General features: G+C 41.7%; 14 protein-coding genes, 3 tRNA genes and 3 rRNA genes. 13 read left to right on the forward strand and 7 right to left on the reverse strand.

Annotated elements, in window-relative coordinates; translation table 11 throughout:
- Window positions 1-57: 57 nt before the first annotated feature.
- Window positions 58-471: a Zn(2+)-responsive transcriptional regulator gene (gene zntR, locus BTA34_RS17630; RefSeq protein ID WP_151436627.1), complete on the forward strand. Its 414-nt coding sequence runs from the start codon at window positions 58-60 to the stop codon at window positions 469-471.
- Window positions 472-521: 50 nt separating this feature from the next.
- Window positions 522-728: an alternative ribosome-rescue factor A gene (locus BTA34_RS17635; protein WP_151436628.1), complete on the forward strand. Its 207-nt coding sequence runs from the start codon at window positions 522-524 to the stop codon at window positions 726-728.
- A 3-nt stretch (window positions 729-731) separates the two neighbouring features.
- Here the strand turns inward: BTA34_RS17635 and mscL are convergent, their stop codons facing one another.
- The 5 genes from mscL to def all read right to left on the reverse strand — a co-directional run bounded on the left by mscL (window position 732) and on the right by def (window position 5610).
- Window positions 732-1139, reverse strand: coding sequence for a large-conductance mechanosensitive channel protein MscL (mscL, locus tag BTA34_RS17640; protein WP_023583476.1), 408 nt, complete (start codon window positions 1137-1139; stop codon window positions 732-734).
- A gap of 115 nt (window positions 1140-1254) precedes the next feature.
- On the reverse strand, window positions 1255-2631 hold the full coding sequence (gene trkA / locus BTA34_RS17645) for a Trk system potassium transporter TrkA (protein ID WP_109396567.1): 1377 nt from the start codon (window positions 2629-2631) through the stop codon (window positions 1255-1257).
- 112 nt (window positions 2632-2743) lie between these two features.
- Window positions 2744-4012: a 16S rRNA (cytosine(967)-C(5))-methyltransferase RsmB gene (rsmB, locus tag BTA34_RS17650; RefSeq protein WP_151436629.1), complete on the reverse strand. Its 1269-nt coding sequence runs from the start codon at window positions 4010-4012 to the stop codon at window positions 2744-2746.
- Window positions 4013-4111: 99 nt separating this feature from the next.
- Complete coding sequence (gene fmt / locus BTA34_RS17655; RefSeq protein WP_151436630.1) at window positions 4112-5059, reverse strand: methionyl-tRNA formyltransferase; 948 nt, start codon at window positions 5057-5059, stop codon at window positions 4112-4114.
- 26 nt (window positions 5060-5085) lie between these two features.
- Window positions 5086-5610 carry a peptide deformylase gene (gene def, locus BTA34_RS17660; RefSeq protein ID WP_151436631.1) on the reverse strand — a complete coding sequence of 175 codons (525 nt, stop codon included), beginning with the start codon at window positions 5608-5610 and terminating at the stop codon, window positions 5086-5088.
- A 130-nt stretch (window positions 5611-5740) separates the two neighbouring features.
- Between def and dprA the strand changes: the two genes are divergently transcribed.
- From dprA to BTA34_RS17685, 5 genes are read left to right on the forward strand one after another with little or no spacing between them, the layout of a single operon-like run.
- Complete coding sequence (gene dprA / locus BTA34_RS17665; RefSeq protein ID WP_151436632.1) at window positions 5741-6901, forward strand: DNA-processing protein DprA; 1161 nt, start codon at window positions 5741-5743, stop codon at window positions 6899-6901.
- Window positions 6902-6919: 18 nt separating this feature from the next.
- Window positions 6920-7477, forward strand: coding sequence for a topoisomerase DNA-binding C4 zinc finger domain-containing protein (locus BTA34_RS17670; protein WP_151436633.1), 558 nt, complete (start codon window positions 6920-6922; stop codon window positions 7475-7477).
- Window positions 7470-8039: an L-threonylcarbamoyladenylate synthase type 1 TsaC gene (tsaC, locus tag BTA34_RS17675; protein ID WP_151436634.1), complete on the forward strand. Its 570-nt coding sequence runs from the start codon at window positions 7470-7472 to the stop codon at window positions 8037-8039. Before BTA34_RS17670 ends, tsaC begins: the two co-directional genes overlap by 8 nt.
- Before the next feature lie 5 nt (window positions 8040-8044).
- Window positions 8045-8869 (forward strand): shikimate dehydrogenase, encoded by an 825-nt coding sequence (gene aroE, locus BTA34_RS17680; protein ID WP_151436635.1) that lies wholly within the window; start codon window positions 8045-8047, stop codon window positions 8867-8869.
- A complete protein-coding gene (locus tag BTA34_RS17685; protein WP_151436636.1) occupies window positions 8866-9126 on the forward strand; it encodes a DUF1488 family protein in 261 nt (86 codons plus the stop codon). Before aroE ends, BTA34_RS17685 begins: the two co-directional genes overlap by 4 nt.
- On the opposite strand, the gene BTA34_RS17690 is transcribed toward BTA34_RS17685, so the two are convergent.
- Complete coding sequence (locus BTA34_RS17690) at window positions 9102-9665, reverse strand: gamma carbonic anhydrase family protein (RefSeq protein WP_151436637.1); 564 nt, start codon at window positions 9663-9665, stop codon at window positions 9102-9104. The two genes, BTA34_RS17685 and BTA34_RS17690, sit on opposite strands and share 25 nt — an antisense overlap.
- A 614-nt stretch (window positions 9666-10279) precedes the next feature.
- Between BTA34_RS17690 and BTA34_RS17695 the strand changes: the two genes are divergently transcribed.
- The 6 genes from BTA34_RS17695 to BTA34_RS17720 all read left to right on the forward strand — a co-directional run bounded on the left by BTA34_RS17695 (window position 10280) and on the right by BTA34_RS17720 (window position 15697).
- Window positions 10280-11822: ribosomal RNA gene (locus BTA34_RS17695) — 16S ribosomal RNA — on the forward strand.
- A gap of 84 nt (window positions 11823-11906) precedes the next feature.
- A tRNA-Glu gene (locus BTA34_RS17700) sits at window positions 11907-11982 on the forward strand.
- Window positions 11983-12349: 367 nt separating this feature from the next.
- A 23S ribosomal RNA gene (locus tag BTA34_RS17705) occupies window positions 12350-15252 on the forward strand.
- Between the two features lie 119 nt (window positions 15253-15371).
- A 5S ribosomal RNA gene (gene rrf, locus BTA34_RS17710) occupies window positions 15372-15487 on the forward strand.
- The 16S, 23S and 5S rRNA genes sit together here with 3 tRNA genes alongside, the layout of an rRNA operon.
- A gap of 50 nt (window positions 15488-15537) precedes the next feature.
- Window positions 15538-15614: transfer RNA gene (locus BTA34_RS17715), tRNA-Asp, on the forward strand.
- 7 nt (window positions 15615-15621) lie between these two features.
- Window positions 15622-15697, forward strand: a tRNA-Trp gene (locus tag BTA34_RS17720).
- A 248-nt stretch (window positions 15698-15945) separates the two neighbouring features.
- Here the strand turns inward: BTA34_RS17720 and hdfR are convergent.
- Entirely contained in the window at window positions 15946-16767 is an 822-nt protein-coding gene (gene hdfR, locus BTA34_RS17725) for an HTH-type transcriptional regulator HdfR (RefSeq protein ID WP_151436638.1), read from the reverse strand.
- Window positions 16768-16845: the final 78 nt, after the last annotated feature.

A 16845-nucleotide genomic window follows, 5' to 3' on the forward strand; every position in this document is an offset into this window, starting at 1 on the left:
TCTATTTTTTCGATTATTTGCTATGCTTATTCATAATCTATAGTGAGGAAGTGCTCCATGTATCGTATTGGACAGGTTGCAAAATTAGCGAATGTGACAACAGATACAATCCGTTTTTATGAAAAACAAGGATTGATGGATCATGACAGGCGAACAGAAGGTGGTTATCGCCTATATACAGAGCAAGATCTTCAACGTTTGCGTTTTATTCGTTATGCAAAAGAGTTGGGATTTACATTAGATGCGATTACAGAGCTACTTTCTATTCGTGTTGACCCTGCTCATCACACTTGTGTTGAATCAAAACATATTGTTGATGCAAGACTTGCTGAAGTTGAAATTCGCTTGAAAGAAATGGAAAAAATGCGAGATTCATTGAAGATGTTAAGTAATGCATGTTGTGGTAGCGCTCATGAAAGTACTTATTGTTCTATTCTTGAAATACTTGAATCTGGAGCCACAAAGCAATAATATCTGTACCGTATTACGTTTTATGTTCTTTAACAATTTAAGAGGTTTTTATGTCTAGTAAATATCAGCACCAGAAAGGTGTTATTAAAGATAATGCTTTAGCGGCACTTGTTCATGATCCACTATTTAGACAACGCGTGGAAAAGAATAAGAAAGGAAAAGGAAGTTATATGAGAAAAGCAAAACATGACAAGAAGGGTAACTGGGAGGCCAGTGATAACAAAAGATGTTTTCAATTGTTATCACTGGCCTTTTAGTTTTTATTTTTGCTGATTTTTTAATAAATCACGAATTTCTGTTAATAGAGTTTCTTCTGCGGAAGGAGCCGGGGGGGCTTTAGGTGCTTCTTCTGCTTGACGACGTGTCTTATTGATTAATTTGATTGCGCAGAATATAGCAAATGCAACAATGGCAAAGTCAAAAACAGTTTGAATGAACATACCATAATTTAGTACAACAGCAGGCACATCTCCACTTGCATCTCTTAATACAAGGCTAAACTGTTTAAAATCAATACCACCGATTAATAATCCTAATGGAGGCATGATAATATCAGCAACTAAAGATGAAACAATCTTACCGAAAGCTGCACCGATGATGACACCGACTGCCATATCAACAACGTTGCCTTTCATGGCAAATTCACGAAACTCTTTAAAAAAAGACATAACCACCCCTTATTTATCTCAATATAGATTTATTATGTAAAAATATAGTATCTAACATGATAATAATAGACCACTATAAGTAACAATCACTATTATTCTTATTTCTACGTAATCTTTATAAGAAAAATGGACTTGGCTGGAAAAGTTTTTCAACTTCAGGAACATATTTTTTATCAGTGATAAACATAATGACATGATCACCCTGTTCTATAGAGTGACTTGCGTTCGCAATAATAACATCTTGCTCTCTAACAATTGCACCGATGATGGTTCCTGGTGGTAGTTTTATATCTTGTATACGGCGACCAACAACTTTTGATGTATTTTCATCACCATGTGCAACGGCTTCGATCGCTTCTGCAACACCTCGTCGTAATGATGAAACGCTAACAATATCAGCTTTACGAACATGACCTAAAAGTGCAGAAATAGTTGCTTGTTGTGGCGATATTGCAATATCAATAACCCCACCTTGGACTAAATCAACATAAGCGCTACGCTGAATAAGTACCATTGCTTTTTTAGCACCCATTCTTTTTGCCAGCATCGCTGACATAATATTGGCTTCATCATCATTAGTCAGTGCGATAAAGACATCAATTTGTTCAATATGTTCTTCAGCAAGAAGCTCTTGATCTGATGCATCACCATAAAAAACGATGGTGTCATGGAGTAACTCTGCCAGTTCTGTGGCTCGTTGCTGATTATGTTCAATAAGTTTGACGCTATAATCTTTTTCTAATCTAGCCGCTAAACCAGCACCGACATTACCACCACCAACAATCATAATGCGTTTATAAGGTTTTTCTAATCGTTGTAATTCGCTCATTACCGCACGAATATGCTGAGATGCAACGACAAAGAAAACTTCATCTCCAGCTTCAATAATTGTGGAACCTTGAGGTCTGATAGGTCTATCTTGGCGAAAAATTGCAGCAACACGCGTATCAATATGTGGCATATGATCACGTAATGTTGATAACGCATTCCCAACGAGAGAACCGCCATAATACGCTTTTACCGCAACAATACTGACTTGACCATCGGCAAAATTAACAACTTGTAAGGCACCTGGGTATTGGATCAATTTATAAATATAATCAATAACCAAATGCTCTGGTGAAATTAAATAATCAATGGGAATAGCTTCTGGGAGAAAGAGTTTATCTGCTTCACGAACAAATTCAGAGGCACGGATCCGAGCAACTTTATTGGGCGTATTAAACAGAGTGTAAGCAACTTGGCACGCTATCATATTGGTTTCGTCAGAGTTGGTGACGGCAACCAGCATATCTGCATCTTCTGCACCGGCTTCTCTTAAGATCCTTGGGTGAGATCCATGTCCATTGACTACTCGTAAATCGAATTTATCTTGAAGTTGGCGTAAGCGATCTGCATTCGTGTCAACGACAGTAATATCATTATTCTCCCCGACAAGATTTTCAGCGAGAGTACCACCTACTTGACCAGCGCCTAAGATAATAATTTTCATTGTAATTTCTCAGAGTATTCGATTAACAAATAGAAAAGAAACGCAAGATCTGGGTGATCTTGCGTTGAAATAGTAGCGTTTTTTAGATCTGATATCATCTTTTATCACAAGATCATATTTTCTTGATCAATGCATAAAAGAAACCATCGCCACCTTTTTCTTCTGGTAAGCATTGGTACTGATAATCACACTGTGCATCTTTTGTTGATGCTAAAAATGCTTCAACTTGCTGTTTATTTTCTTCAGGTAAAATAGAGCAGGTTGCATATACCAACGTGCCACCAGATTTTAGGTATGGCCAAATAGCATGAAGGATCTCTTTTTGAATTTGAGCCAATTGCTCAATGTCGTCATTACGACGAAGCCATTTTATATCTGGGTGACGACGGATAACTCCTGTTGCTGAGCATGGTGCATCAAGAAGAACTCGGTCAAACTGCATGCCTGAACACCATTGTTCAGGATAACGACCATCACCACTTTTGACGACTGCATTAAGTTTTAAACGTGTAAGGTTCTCTTGTACACGCTTTAGACGTTGCTCATCTAGGTCGATAGCTAATACTTGAGCTTGCGGAGCTATCTCTAAAATATGTGTTGTTTTACCACCAGGTGCTGCACATAAATCAAGGATCTGTTCTTTATTTTCTGGTGCTAATAATTCAGCACAACGTTGAGCAGAACGATCTTGAACGGTTACCCAACCGTCAGCAAATCCAGGAAGAAGATTCACGTTGCATGGATTTTCTAAACGGATCGCGAAAGGGTGGCTATCATCAGCAATGGCGGGAATATTTTCATTTTCAAGTAATGTTAAATATTCTTCTCGAGAATGATGACGTTGATTTACACGTAACCACATTGGTGGTTTTTGGTTATTGCCTTCAACAATACTCATCCACTGCTCAGGATAAGCCTGTTTAATACGAGCAAGTAGCCATGATGGATGGAGAAAACGATTTTCGCTATTTTGAAAGCGTTCGTTCAGGATATTTTGTTGGCGTTGAAATTGACGTAACACACCGTTAATCAATCCTTTTAACTGTGGTTTTTTTAGTGCAACAGCGCCATTTACTGTCTCTGCTAAAGCTGCATGGGCAGGAATACGTGTATAAAGCAGCTGATATAAACCAACCATAATAAGGTAGTGCAAAATACGTTGTTTGCCTTTTAATGGTTTATCCATAAGCTGCTGAATAATCCATTCTAATTGTGGCAATGTACGTAATACGCCAAAGCAGATTTCTTGTAACAAGGGTTTATCTTTGTCTGAAATATTTTTCTGAAGTTCTGGTATGACAGTGCTTAGAGATAAGCCTTGGTCTAATACTTGGTTAATTGCTTTGGCTGCAATGCTACGTAAGTTGTATGACGTTTTCATGATGAGTTAACGTTTAATATTGAGCGCCAGAGATGTATTACATTGGCGTGAAAAAAGGAAAGCCCTGATAATAATGTTAGGTATCAGGGCTTATAATTATTATTGAATGATTTTTCCAGGAGTAAACCAATCTCGCTTGGAGTTTAAGAAATCAGCAGAAGCCATAGGTTTCTTACCCGATGGTTGCAATTCAGTGATATTTAGAATGCCGTTACCTGTCGCAATATAAATACCTGTTTTATCTGCTTTTAATAAGGTTCCTGCAGGTTTGTCTGTATTATCCGCTATAGCTTGTGCTTTCCATACTTTTACAGGTTGCTCGTCTAACATGAAAAAGCTCATTGGCCATGGATTGAATGCTCTTATACAACGTTCAATCTGTTCTGCTGATAATGACCAATCAATTTTTGCTTCTTCTTTAGATAATTTTTGTGCGTAATTCGCTAAATTATCATCTTGTTTTTCAGCTTTTATTTTACCTGAGGTAATAAGATCTAACGTAGTTGTTAGCGCTTTAGGCCCCAGTTCTGCAAGTTTTTCATAAAGTGATGCGCTGGTATCTTCATTCGTAATTGGGCATGATGCTTTATACAGCATATCGCCGGTATCTAAACCAACATCCATTTGCATAATTGTGATGCCTGTTTCTTTATCTCCCGCCCACAAAGAGCGTTGAATTGGTGCAGCACCACGCCATTTAGGAAGGAGAGATCCATGCACATTAAGGCAACCTAAACGCGGTATTTCAAGAACGGCTTTAGGTAAAATCATGCCATAAGCGACAACAATCATAATATCTGCTTGTTGTGCTGCTATCCACTCATGGTTCTCTTCTGGTTTTAAAGAGGCTGGTTGATAAACAGGAATATCATGAGTTAACGCCAGTTCCTTAACAGGGCTAATAGTCAGTTTCTTACCTCTTCCTGCGGGTTTATCTGGAGGAGTAAGTACTCCCACCACACGATGTTGAGTTGATAATAATGCAGCTAAATGTCGAGCTGCAAAATCGGGTGTTCCCGCAAAAATAATACGTAATGAATCAGACACGTTTTCTTCCTGTTTCAATTTAACTGTTACTGTCCTGTTTTAGCTCTTTTTTTATCTAGCTTATCGAGTTTTTCAACTTTTTGACGGATACGTTGGCGTTTTAATGGAGATAAATAATCTACAAATAGCTTGCCAACTAAATGATCCATTTCATGTTGAATGCAGATAGCTAATAAATCATTAGCTTCTAACTCAAAAGGTTGACCATTGTAATCAAGGGCTTTTATTTTTACATGCTCTGCACGAGGAATAAAAGCGCGTTGTTCTGGGATAGATAAACAGCCTTCTTCTATGCCTGTATCACCGTCGGCATCAAGAAGTTCTGGATTTATTAATACCAGTCTTTGATCTCTTGTTTCAGAGATATCAATGACGATAATGCGCTGGTGGATATTCACCTGTGTCGCGGCTAAACCGATACCTTCTTCCAAATACATCGTTTCAAACATATCATCGACAATTTTTTGAATTTCGGCATCAACTTTTTCGACTGGCTTTGCAATCGTGCGAAGGCGCTCGTCTGGATAATGTAATACGTGTAACACTGCCATAATTTATTCGGACTGTTTCTAAAATGTGAATAGGATTTAACGTCTATTCTAGACATTTATTGTCTAGATTGACAGTATTTGGTGTGTTTAGCATTCACCCTGTTTGCTAAAAACAATATTAGGATAATGCATGGATGCTAGAGAAATATGGATAAGGCTTAATGCTGTTTCAAGACTACCTATTAATAAAGCGATTCAAATTGCAAGGTATCTACAATCTTTGACTCAGTTAAATCAAAGACTATTAATAGGTTGTGGTCTATCAGAACAACAAAGTTATCAATTCTTAAGACTTCACGCAAATGCTGTCAACGATACATTAAAGTGGTTAGATAAAAACGAATCATCATTATTAACAATTATAGATTCAGATTATCCATCTTTATTAAAACAAATTTCATCACCGCCACTTTTGCTTTTTGTTGCAGGAAATAAGCAGTATTTAAAAAGCACACAAATTGCATTAATTGGTAGTCGAGTTGCTACACCTTATGGTTCCAAATGGGCAACTTATTTTGCACAGGAATTAGTAAAGAAAGAACTCACCATTACAAGTGGGTTAGCTCAAGGTATTGATGGTATAGGGCATCGAAGTGCATTAAAGAATAATGGTATTACTATTGCTGTACTAGGAAGTGGCTTAGCACAGATTTATCCGTCATTCCATCGCACTCTTGCAACACAAATAAAAGAATCCGGTCTTATTATTTCTGAACATTTACCTATGACGCCCCCTTTAGCGCGCCATTTTCCTCAACGTAACCGGATTATTAGTGGGCTAAGTGCTGCACTACTTATTGTCGAAGCAGGAATTAAAAGCGGTTCTTTAATAACAGCAAATTATGCTTTGCAACAAGGTAAAGAGCTGTTTGTGTTACCTGGATTATTAGGCGATGACCATTTTGAAGGTAATCATCAGCTTATTAAACAAGGTGCAAATTTAGCATCGTCACCTGAAGATATTCTGGAATATTTAAATAGCTCTTTGCAGTGGCTTACTAGTGATAGTGAGTATCAACAAAAAATAACAACAGAAGAATATGCAACGTTTACCAATAATGAAAAACGAGAGGCGAAAACAGAGCAACTTACACCAGAACAATTTACACTTGAACAACAACACGCAATGGATGTGATATTGCCTTTTCTACGTTTTAATAAAGCAGTACCTATTGATATCATTGCTCAGGATAGTGGATTATCAACTTCTGAATTAGCTCCTCTTTTATTAGAACTTGAGCTTATTGAAAAAGTCGCTATTGTGGCTGGTGGTTATACTCGATTGGAATAAGTGTAATGAGGTAAAACAATGGCAAAGAATATGCCGTTTACACAGCAACCTGAACAGGGAAAATGTCCTGAATGTGGTAGTGCATTAGTGATGAAAAATGGAGGGCATGGTCCTTTTTTAGGATGCTCTAATTATCCTGATTGCCACTATATTAAAACACTGAAACCACAAGGTGATGGGCAAATTATTAAAGTGTTAGAAGGACAACCTTGTAAGTGCTGTGGTGCTGATTTAGTTTTACGTCAGGGTAAATTTGGGATGTTTATTGGTTGTAGCAATTATCCTGAGTGTGAACATATAGAGCAAATTGATAAACCTGATGAAACCGTTATACCTTGTCCTCAATGTAAAAAAGGGAAATTATTACAGCGTAAGTCTCGGTTTGGTAAGATATTTTATGCTTGCAACCAATATCCAGAATGCCAATTTGTATTAAATAACAAACCTGTTAATGGTGAATGCGAACATTGTCACTATCCATTATTGATGGAAAAAAGGTCTTCTCAAGGAGTAAGATTGGTGTGCGCCAGCAAATTATGTGGAAAGCAACAAACAAAAAGAGAAGAACATGAATAATGAAGCATCACCTGTAAGCAATACTATTATAGAAGCATTAAAAAATAATAAAGTTATCGCATATCCAACAGAAGCTGTATTTGGGGTCGGTTGTGATCCTGATAGCGAGCATGCTGTTATGGCGCTATTAATGTTAAAACAACGTTCAATTGATAAAGGGCTAATTTTAATTGCTGATAATTATGAGCAATTGAAACCTTATATTGATGATAGTGCATTGACACAAACTCAACGAGACAGAATGTTTGCATCTTGGCCGGGACCCATTACATGGGTTATTCCTGCTAAATCAACGACGCCAAAATGGTTAACTGGAAAATTTGCATCTTTAGCCGTAAGAGTAACAGATCATCCAGTTGTTAAAGAGCTATGTTTAGCTTATGGAAAACCTTTAGTGTCAACGAGTGCTAACTTAAGTGGATTACCACCATGTCGTACAGTTGAAGAAGTAAGAGAACAATTTGAGGATACAATTCCTATCGTTGAAGGAAATGTTGGTGGTAGACAGAATCCTTCTGAAATTCGAGATGCATTAACAGGTGAATTGTACCGACAAGGGTGATTGTGATGGAAAAATATTTAGTGATGGGAAACCCTATCGAGCATAGTCAGTCTCCTTTCATTCACCAATTTTTTTCAAAACAAACAGGAATAGAGTATGGCTATGGACGCTTACTTGTTCCTTTAGGTGAATTTAATAAAACCGCTTCACATTTTTTTTCTAATGGGGGGCGAGGTGCTAATGTTACTGTTCCTTTTAAAGAAGATGCATTCCGCTTTGTGGATAAATTAACAGATAGAGCAAAAGCATGTGGCGCAGTTAACTCTATTGTTAAATTAGACGATGGATCACTTCTTGGTGATAACACTGATGGACAAGGACTTATTCTAGATTTAGCGAGGCTCGATTTTATCGTTCCTAATAAGGTTAAATCCGTCTTAGTGATTGGTGCTGGTGGCGCAACAAGAGGAATACTACTTCCACTACTTGATTATGATTGTGATATTACTTTAACCAATCGCACATTTGCTAAAGCCGAGCAATTAGTAAAAGAGTTTAGTGAATTTGGAACGATCAGAGCAATAGCTGCTGAAGATGTTGCTGATAAACATTACGATTTAATTATAAATGCATCTGCATCTAGTATGACTAATGATTTACCACCGATCCCTAATGATGTTTATGGCTTTGAAACAGCGTGCTATGACCTTTATTATCAAACTGGAATGACTTCATTTCTATATAACGCGTTGAAACATGGAAGTACGCGTTTATCAGATGGATTAGGTATGTTAGTAGGGCAAGCGGCTTATGCATTTGAATTGTGGTATGAACTTGTACCAGATATTAATCCCGTCCTTAATGTATTAAGAGAAAGATTGAATAAATGAACCAATCCATTCAATTTCCAGATCGTGAAATATGGCTAGCTGAGAGTAGAAAAGTTCTTTTTCCTATAATGATCAACGGAATGCTTTTTGATTGTCAAATTACAGAGCAAGAGCTTATAGAGCGTTTTGGTAATGGTGAGGGGATTTTATTATTTAAACAAAATCGCTGGGACATTGAAGAAGAATTTGAAGAGTTGGTAACAGAGCATGAGTTATCAACTCTTCATCCGATCTATTCTTTATCAATGGCAGATTGATAAGTGGCTAGATAGTTATTTTTCCACCCAACATAATTATTCGCAGAATAGATAAAGTGCTCTATTTCTGCGGGTGAAAGTGGGCGAACCTTTTTCACTGGACTTCCTAAGTAAAGAAAACCGCTTTCAAGTCGCTTTCCGGGTGGAACTAAACTACCTGCACCAATCATTACATCGTCTTCAATAATTGCACCATCAAGTAAAATAGAACCCATTCCTACTAAAACACGATTTCCGATTGTGCACCCGTGTAGCATTGCTTTGTGCCCCACAGTAACGTTATCACCAATAATAAGAGGAAAACCTTCAGGATCATTGGATGAGATGTGAGTGACATGAAGAACCGAACCATCTTGAATATTTGATCTTTTCCCAATACTTACGTAATTCACATCACCACGAATAACAACCATAGGCCAAATACTGACATCTTCGCTAATGCGTACATCTCCAATCACAGTTGCTGTTTCATCAATAAAAACATCTTTATCAATAGAAGGTGAAAGGTGTAAATAATTCCTGATTGTTGATTTCCCCATAATTTAACCTCGTACTTAGTTTCACTTTATAATAAGAAAAGCATAGCAGTGGATGGTGGGGGCTGGCGAGATCAATGATTTTTATGATGCATTACTATAAAAATCGATAATAAAAGAGAAAGTAGAGCAATAGAGTGTGATTGATAGAATATACCGAATAGACAATAACAAGATAAAGCGTATATTTTTTGTACGCAAGAAGTGTTTTTCGTATCAAAAATAGACGTAAAGTTCAAAAAGAGAACGAACAGAAAAAAAATTGAAATAAACACTTGCGCTAATCCGAGATCTCCCTATAATGCGCATCCACTGACCGGCGATGAGCAAACAACAAGCCACGCAGGACGGTGAAGAGAAAAGAAAAAAGTTTGAAAAAACTCTTGACTCTTCAGAGGGATAATGTAATATACGCCTCCTCGCAACAACGCAGAAGGCCGGAAACGGCAGCGAATGTTGCACTGCTCTTTAACAAATTATCAGACAATCTGTGTGGGCACTCGCAGAGACGATATCTTCTAAAATATTAGATGTATCAAGTCTTGAAGAGTGAACAACAAAAGTAAATTCATTTATGAATAGCTAAGTTTTCGATTTCTTTGAGCATCAAACACTTTTAATTGAAGAGTTTGATCATGGCTCAGATTGAACGCTGGCGGCAGGCCTAACACATGCAAGTCGAGCGGTAACAGGGGAAAGCTTGCTTTCTTGCTGACGAGCGGCGGACGGGTGAGTAATGTATGGGGATCTGCCCGATAGAGGGGGATAACTACTGGAAACGGTAGCTAATACCGCATGACGTCTACGGACCAAAGCAGGGGCTCTTCGGACCTTGCGCTATCGGATGAACCCATATGGGATTAGCTAGTAGGTGAGGTAATGGCTCACCTAGGCGACGATCTCTAGCTGGTCTGAGAGGATGATCAGCCACACTGGGACTGAGACACGGCCCAGACTCCTACGGGAGGCAGCAGTGGGGAATATTGCACAATGGGCGCAAGCCTGATGCAGCCATGCCGCGTGTATGAAGAAGGCCTTAGGGTTGTAAAGTACTTTCAGCGGGGAGGAAGGTGATAAAGTTAATACCTTTATCAATTGACGTTACCCGCAGAAGAAGCACCGGCTAACTCCGTGCCAGCAGCCGCGGTAATACGGAGGGTGCAAGCGTTAATCGGAATTACTGGGCGTAAAGCGCACGCAGGCGGTCAATTAAGTCAGATGTGAAAGCCCCGAGCTTAACTTGGGAATTGCATCTGAAACTGGTTGGCTAGAGTCTTGTAGAGGGGGGTAGAATTCCACGTGTAGCGGTGAAATGCGTAGAGATGTGGAGGAATACCGGTGGCGAAGGCGGCCCCCTGGACAAAGACTGACGCTCAGGTGCGAAAGCGTGGGGAGCAAACAGGATTAGATACCCTGGTAGTCCACGCTGTAAACGATGTCGATTTAGAGGTTGTGGTCTTGAACCGTGGCTTCTGGAGCTAACGCGTTAAATCGACCGCCTGGGGAGTACGGCCGCAAGGTTAAAACTCAAATGAATTGACGGGGGCCCGCACAAGCGGTGGAGCATGTGGTTTAATTCGATGCAACGCGAAGAACCTTACCTACTCTTGACATCCAGAGAATCCTTTAGAGATAGAGGAGTGCCTTCGGGAACTCTGAGACAGGTGCTGCATGGCTGTCGTCAGCTCGTGTTGTGAAATGTTGGGTTAAGTCCCGCAACGAGCGCAACCCTTATCCTTTGTTGCCAGCACGTAATGGTGGGAACTCAAAGGAGACTGCCGGTGATAAACCGGAGGAAGGTGGGGATGACGTCAAGTCATCATGGCCCTTACGAGTAGGGCTACACACGTGCTACAATGGCAGATACAAAGAGAAGCGACCTCGCGAGAGCAAGCGGAACTCATAAAGTCTGTCGTAGTCCGGATTGGAGTCTGCAACTCGACTCCATGAAGTCGGAATCGCTAGTAATCGTAGATCAGAATGCTACGGTGAATACGTTCCCGGGCCTTGTACACACCGCCCGTCACACCATGGGAGTGGGTTGCAAAAGAAGTAGGTAGCTTAACCTTCGGGAGGGCGCTTACCACTTTGTGATTCATGACTGGGGTGAAGTCGTAACAAGGTAACCGTAGGGGAACCTGCGGTTGGATCACCTCCTTACCTAAGAGATACGTGTTATGTGCAGTGCTCACACAGATTGTCTGATGAAGAACGAGCAAAAGCGCGTCTGCGAAGCTGACTGAAGTCCCCTTCGTCTAGAGGCCTAGGACACCGCCCTTTCACGGCGGTAACAGGGGTTCGAATCCCCTAGGGGACGCCAATTGCGCGGTATGAGTGAAAGGCGTACCACACTATAGTCTGATAAGAATCAGAGAATAGTTAAGATAATTCGCATGAGTTATTTTACCTATTATGCTCTTTAACAATCTGGAACAAGCTGAAAAATTGAAAACAAATCAATATATCACCGAGGTATATTGATGAGTCTCTCAAAATCTCAAGCTTTGAATGTGTTTTTGACATCAAAGTGGGATGAGCGAGCAATTTACAGTTCGAGGCGGCCAGCGCACAGCAAGCGCAGCATACTAAAGTATGTGAGCATTGCGAGCACTGCCCAACGATGAAATGTAATCTGCGCAGCCATCACCACCAAGAGAGTCATCGAAAAAGACACCTTCGGGTTGTGAGGTTAAGCGAATAAGCGTACACGGTGGATGCCTAGGCAATCAGAGGCGATGAAGGACGTGCTAATCTGCGATAAGCGTCGGTAAGGTGATATGAACCGTTATACCCGACGATTTCCGAATGGGGAAACCCAATATCCAATGGATATTATCATTAACTGAATACATAGGTTAATGAAGCGAACCGGGAGAACTGAAACATCTCAGTACCCCGAGGAAAAGAAATCAACCGAGATTCCCCTAGTAGCGGCGAGCGAACGGGGAACAGCCCAGAGTCTTAATCAACAGCAGCATCAGGAGAACGGTCTGGAAAGTCCGGCAGTAAAGGGTGATAGCCCCGTATCTGAAGATGCTGTTATTGTGAACTCGACGAGTAGGGCGGGACACGTGTTATCCTGTCTGAATATGGGGGGACCATCCTCCAAGGCTAAATACTCCTGATTGACCGATAGTGAACCAGTACCGTGAGGGAAAGGCGAAAAGAACCCCGGCGAGGGGAGTGAAAAAGAACCTGAAACCGTGTACGTACAAGCAGTAGGAGCCTCTTCGTGAGGTGACTGCGTACCTTTTGTATAATGGGTCAGCGACTTATATTCTGTAGCAAGGTTAACCGTATAGGGGAGCCGTAGGGAAACCGAGTCTTAACTGGGCGAATGAGTTGCAGGGTATAGACCCGAAACCCGGTGATCTATCCATGGGCAGGTTGAAGGTTGGGTAACACTAACTGGAGGACCGAACCGACTAATGTTGAAAAATTAGCGGATGACTTGTGGATGGGGGTGAAAGGCCAATCAAACCGGGAGATAGCTGGTTCTCCCCGAAAGCTATTTAGGTAGCGCCTCGTGAACTCATCTTCGGGGGTAGAGCACTGTTTCGACTAGGGGGTCATCCCGACTTACCAACTCGATGCAAACTGCGAATACCGAAGAATGTTATCACGGGAGACACACGGCGGGTGCTAACGTCCGTCGTGAAGAGGGAAACAACCCAGACCGCCAGCTAAGGTCCCAAAGTCATGGTTAAGTGGGAAACGAAGTGGGAAGGCTCAGACAGCCAGGATGTTGGCTTAGAAGCAGCCATCATTTAAAGAAAGCGTAATAGCTCACTGGTCGAGTCGGCCCGCGCGGAAGATGTAACGGGGCTAAACCATGCACCGAAGCTGCGGCAGCGACACTATGTGTTGTTGGGTAGGGGAGCGTTCTGTAAGCCTGCGAAGGTGTACTGTGAGGTATGCTGGAGGTATCAGAAGTGCGAATGCTGACATAAGTAACGATAATGCGGGTGAAAAACCCGCACGCCGGAAGACCAAGGGTTCCTGTCCAACGTTAATCGGGGCAGGGTGAGTCGACCCCTAAGGCGAGGCTGAAAAGCGTAGTCGATGGGAAACGGGTTAATATTCCCGTACTGGTGGTAACTGCGATGGGGGAACGGAGAAGGCTAGGTTGTCCGGGCGACGGTCGTCCCGGTTCAAGCATGTAGGCAGAGTGATTAGGCAAATCCGGTCACTTAATGCTGAGGTGTGATGACGAGCCACTAAGGTGGTGAAGCAATTGATGCCCTGCTTCCAGGAAAAGCCTCTAAGCTTCAGGTTACCAACAATCGTACCCCAAACCGACACAGGTGGTCAGGTAGAGAATACTCAGGCGCTTGAGAGAACTCGGGTGAAGGAACTAGGCAAAATGGTGCCGTAACTTCGGGAGAAGGCACGCTGGCGGTAAGTGAAGTCCCTCGCGGACAGAGCCGAAGCCAGTCGAAGATACCAGCTGGCTGCAACTGTTTATTAAAAACACAGCACTGTGCAAACACGAAAGTGGACGTATACGGTGTGACGCCTGCCCGGTGCTGGAAGGTTAATTGATGGGGTTATCCTTAGGGAGAAGCTCTTGATCGAAGCCCCAGTAAACGGCGGCCGTAACTATAACGGTCCTAAGGTAGCGAAATTCCTTGTCGGGTAAGTTCCGACCTGCACGAATGGCGTAATGATGGCCAGGCTGTCTCCACCCGAGACTCAGTGAAATTGAACTCGCTGTGAAGATGCAGTGTACCCGCGGCAAGACGGAAAGACCCCGTGAACCTTTACTATAGCTTGACACTGAACATTGAGCCTTGATGTGTAGGATAGGTGGGAGACTTTGAAGTGTGGACGCCAGTCTGCATGGAGTCAACCTTGAAATACCACCCTTTAACGTTTGATGTTCTAACCTAGGTCCATAATCTGGATCGGGGACCGTGTCTGGTGGGTAGTTTGACTGGGGCGGTCTCCTCCTAAAGAGTAACGGAGGAGCACGAAGGTTGGCTAAGCATGGTCGGACATCATGCGGTTAGTGCAAAGGCATAAGCCAGCTTGACTGTGAGAGTGACGGCTCGAGCAGGTACGAAAGTAGGTCTTAGTGATCCGGTGGTTCTGAATGGAAGGGCCATCGCTCAACGGATAAAAGGTACTCCGGGGATAACAGGCTGATACCGCCCAAGAGTTCATATCGACGGCGGTGTTTGGCACCTCGATGTCGGCTCATCACATCCTGGGGCTGAAGTAGGTCCCAAGGGTATGGCTGTTCGCCATTTAAAGTGGTACGCGAGCTGGGTTTAGAACGTCGTGAGACAGTTCGGTCCCTATCTGCCGTGGGCGTTGGAAGATTGAGAGGGGTTGCTCCTAGTACGAGAGGACCGGAGTGAACGCACCACTGGTGTTCGGGTTGTCATGCCAATGGCATTGCCCGGTAGCTAAGTGCGGAAGAGATAACCGCTGAAAGCATCTAAGCGGGAAACTTGCCTCGAGATGAGTCTTCCCTGTCACCTTGAGTGACCTAAAGGAACGTTTAAGACTAAGACGTTGATAGGCTGGGTGTGTAAGCGTAGCGATACGTTGAGCTAACCAGTACTAATGAACCGTGAGGCTTAACCTGACAACACCGAAGGTGTTTTGTCTGAGAGACGAAGAGTAGATGAAGTAGGCTTGTTTAAGATTGCATATTGCTGGTTACTGAGGAAGAAACGACAGTAACGGGTAATAAAACCGAATTTGCTTGGCGGCCATAGCGCAGCGGACCCACCTGAATCCATGCCGAACTCAGAAGTGAAACGTTGTAGCGCCGATGGTAGTGTGGGGTCTCCCCATGTGAGAGTAGGGAACTGCCAGGCATCAATTAAAGCGTTAGTGTTAAATAACATTAATCGCGCAAAGAATACGCGGAGCGGTAGTTCAGTTGGTTAGAATACCTGCCTGTCACGCAGGGGGTCGCGGGTTCGAGTCCCGTCCGTTCCGCCAACTATTTAGGGGCGTAGTTCAATTGGTAGAGCACCGGTCTCCAAAACCGGGTGTTGGGAGTTCGAGCCTCTCCGCCCCTGCCAGTTACCAATTAAGTAATAACAAAATTTATACTTCTTTGTAGCCCAGTTAATTAACTGGGCTTTTTGTTATCTATATATTCTCAATATTTACTGCGCTAAATTCCCATCGACTAACCTGCCAATGTGCTTCTTTTACTAATATCTATCAGTAATATTTCCCGTTATATGTAATAAAAATTCTAGCGATAAAGCTTAAACCCAAGAGTAATTTGTTAATATCATGAATAACTATGGTGTGGATTTAAGCTTTATTGATGATTTATCGGCTGTTTTAATAGCTGTTGTATTAATACTTGTTGATCACTCGTATTTAGCCAAACTGCAAATAAAGGTTTTTGAATAATTTCTGTTGAGGCAGGAGCTAAATCTGAATAGAGATCTAGCCAATGTGTAGGTAGAAATGCAACTGCTTGCGTTGTTTTCATTAACTGATAAGCAATCATTGCGGAGTTAGTGGTTAAAATAGGATCAATTTTCTGCACGGCACCACTAGGAAGAAAAGGCTGAAAATCAGCGCTCCATTCAATTTTGATAAATTGTGCTATTTCTTCGGTTTTATTTGATGCAATTTTCATCAACTGAAAAGTAATATCGCCAATAATTTTACTTTCTAATTCATCCATCTTTGGTGCTTCAGTCGTAAAAAGAAGATCTAGCTCTCTTGCATGAAGTTGTTTTACAAGAGATTGCCTTGTAGAGACTCTAGATTCGATTTTAAGCTCTTTTCTTTCTAGATAAGATTCCTGTAACCAAGATGTTAGATATGCTTCCCAGAGCGATGCTGTGGCTCCAATTGATAGCTCCGAATGTTGAGAAGCATGGCTAATCTCTTTTTTAGCGAGAAGCCATGTATTCATTAACGATTCAGCATAGGGGATCAGTCTTTCACCCGCGACAGTTAGACGAATATTATTACGATGGCGAGTAAATAGATTTGTGCCTAATTGTGTTTCCAATTGTCGTATTCTAAAACTAACCGCAGACTGCGTTAAATAAAGAGATTCAGCGGCTCGTCCAAAGTGTCTAGTCTTACTGACTTCCAAAAAGGTTTTCAGTAATTCGGTATCCACATCTATCTCCAAAAAAATTTGTCGTTACGATTTAAATATTTTGTTTTACAGAACCGCATGACTATCTAATACTCCGCG

The organism is Proteus sp. CD3 (assembly GCF_008808075.1).
GTDB lineage: Bacteria > Pseudomonadota > Gammaproteobacteria > Enterobacterales > Enterobacteriaceae > Proteus > Proteus appendicitidis.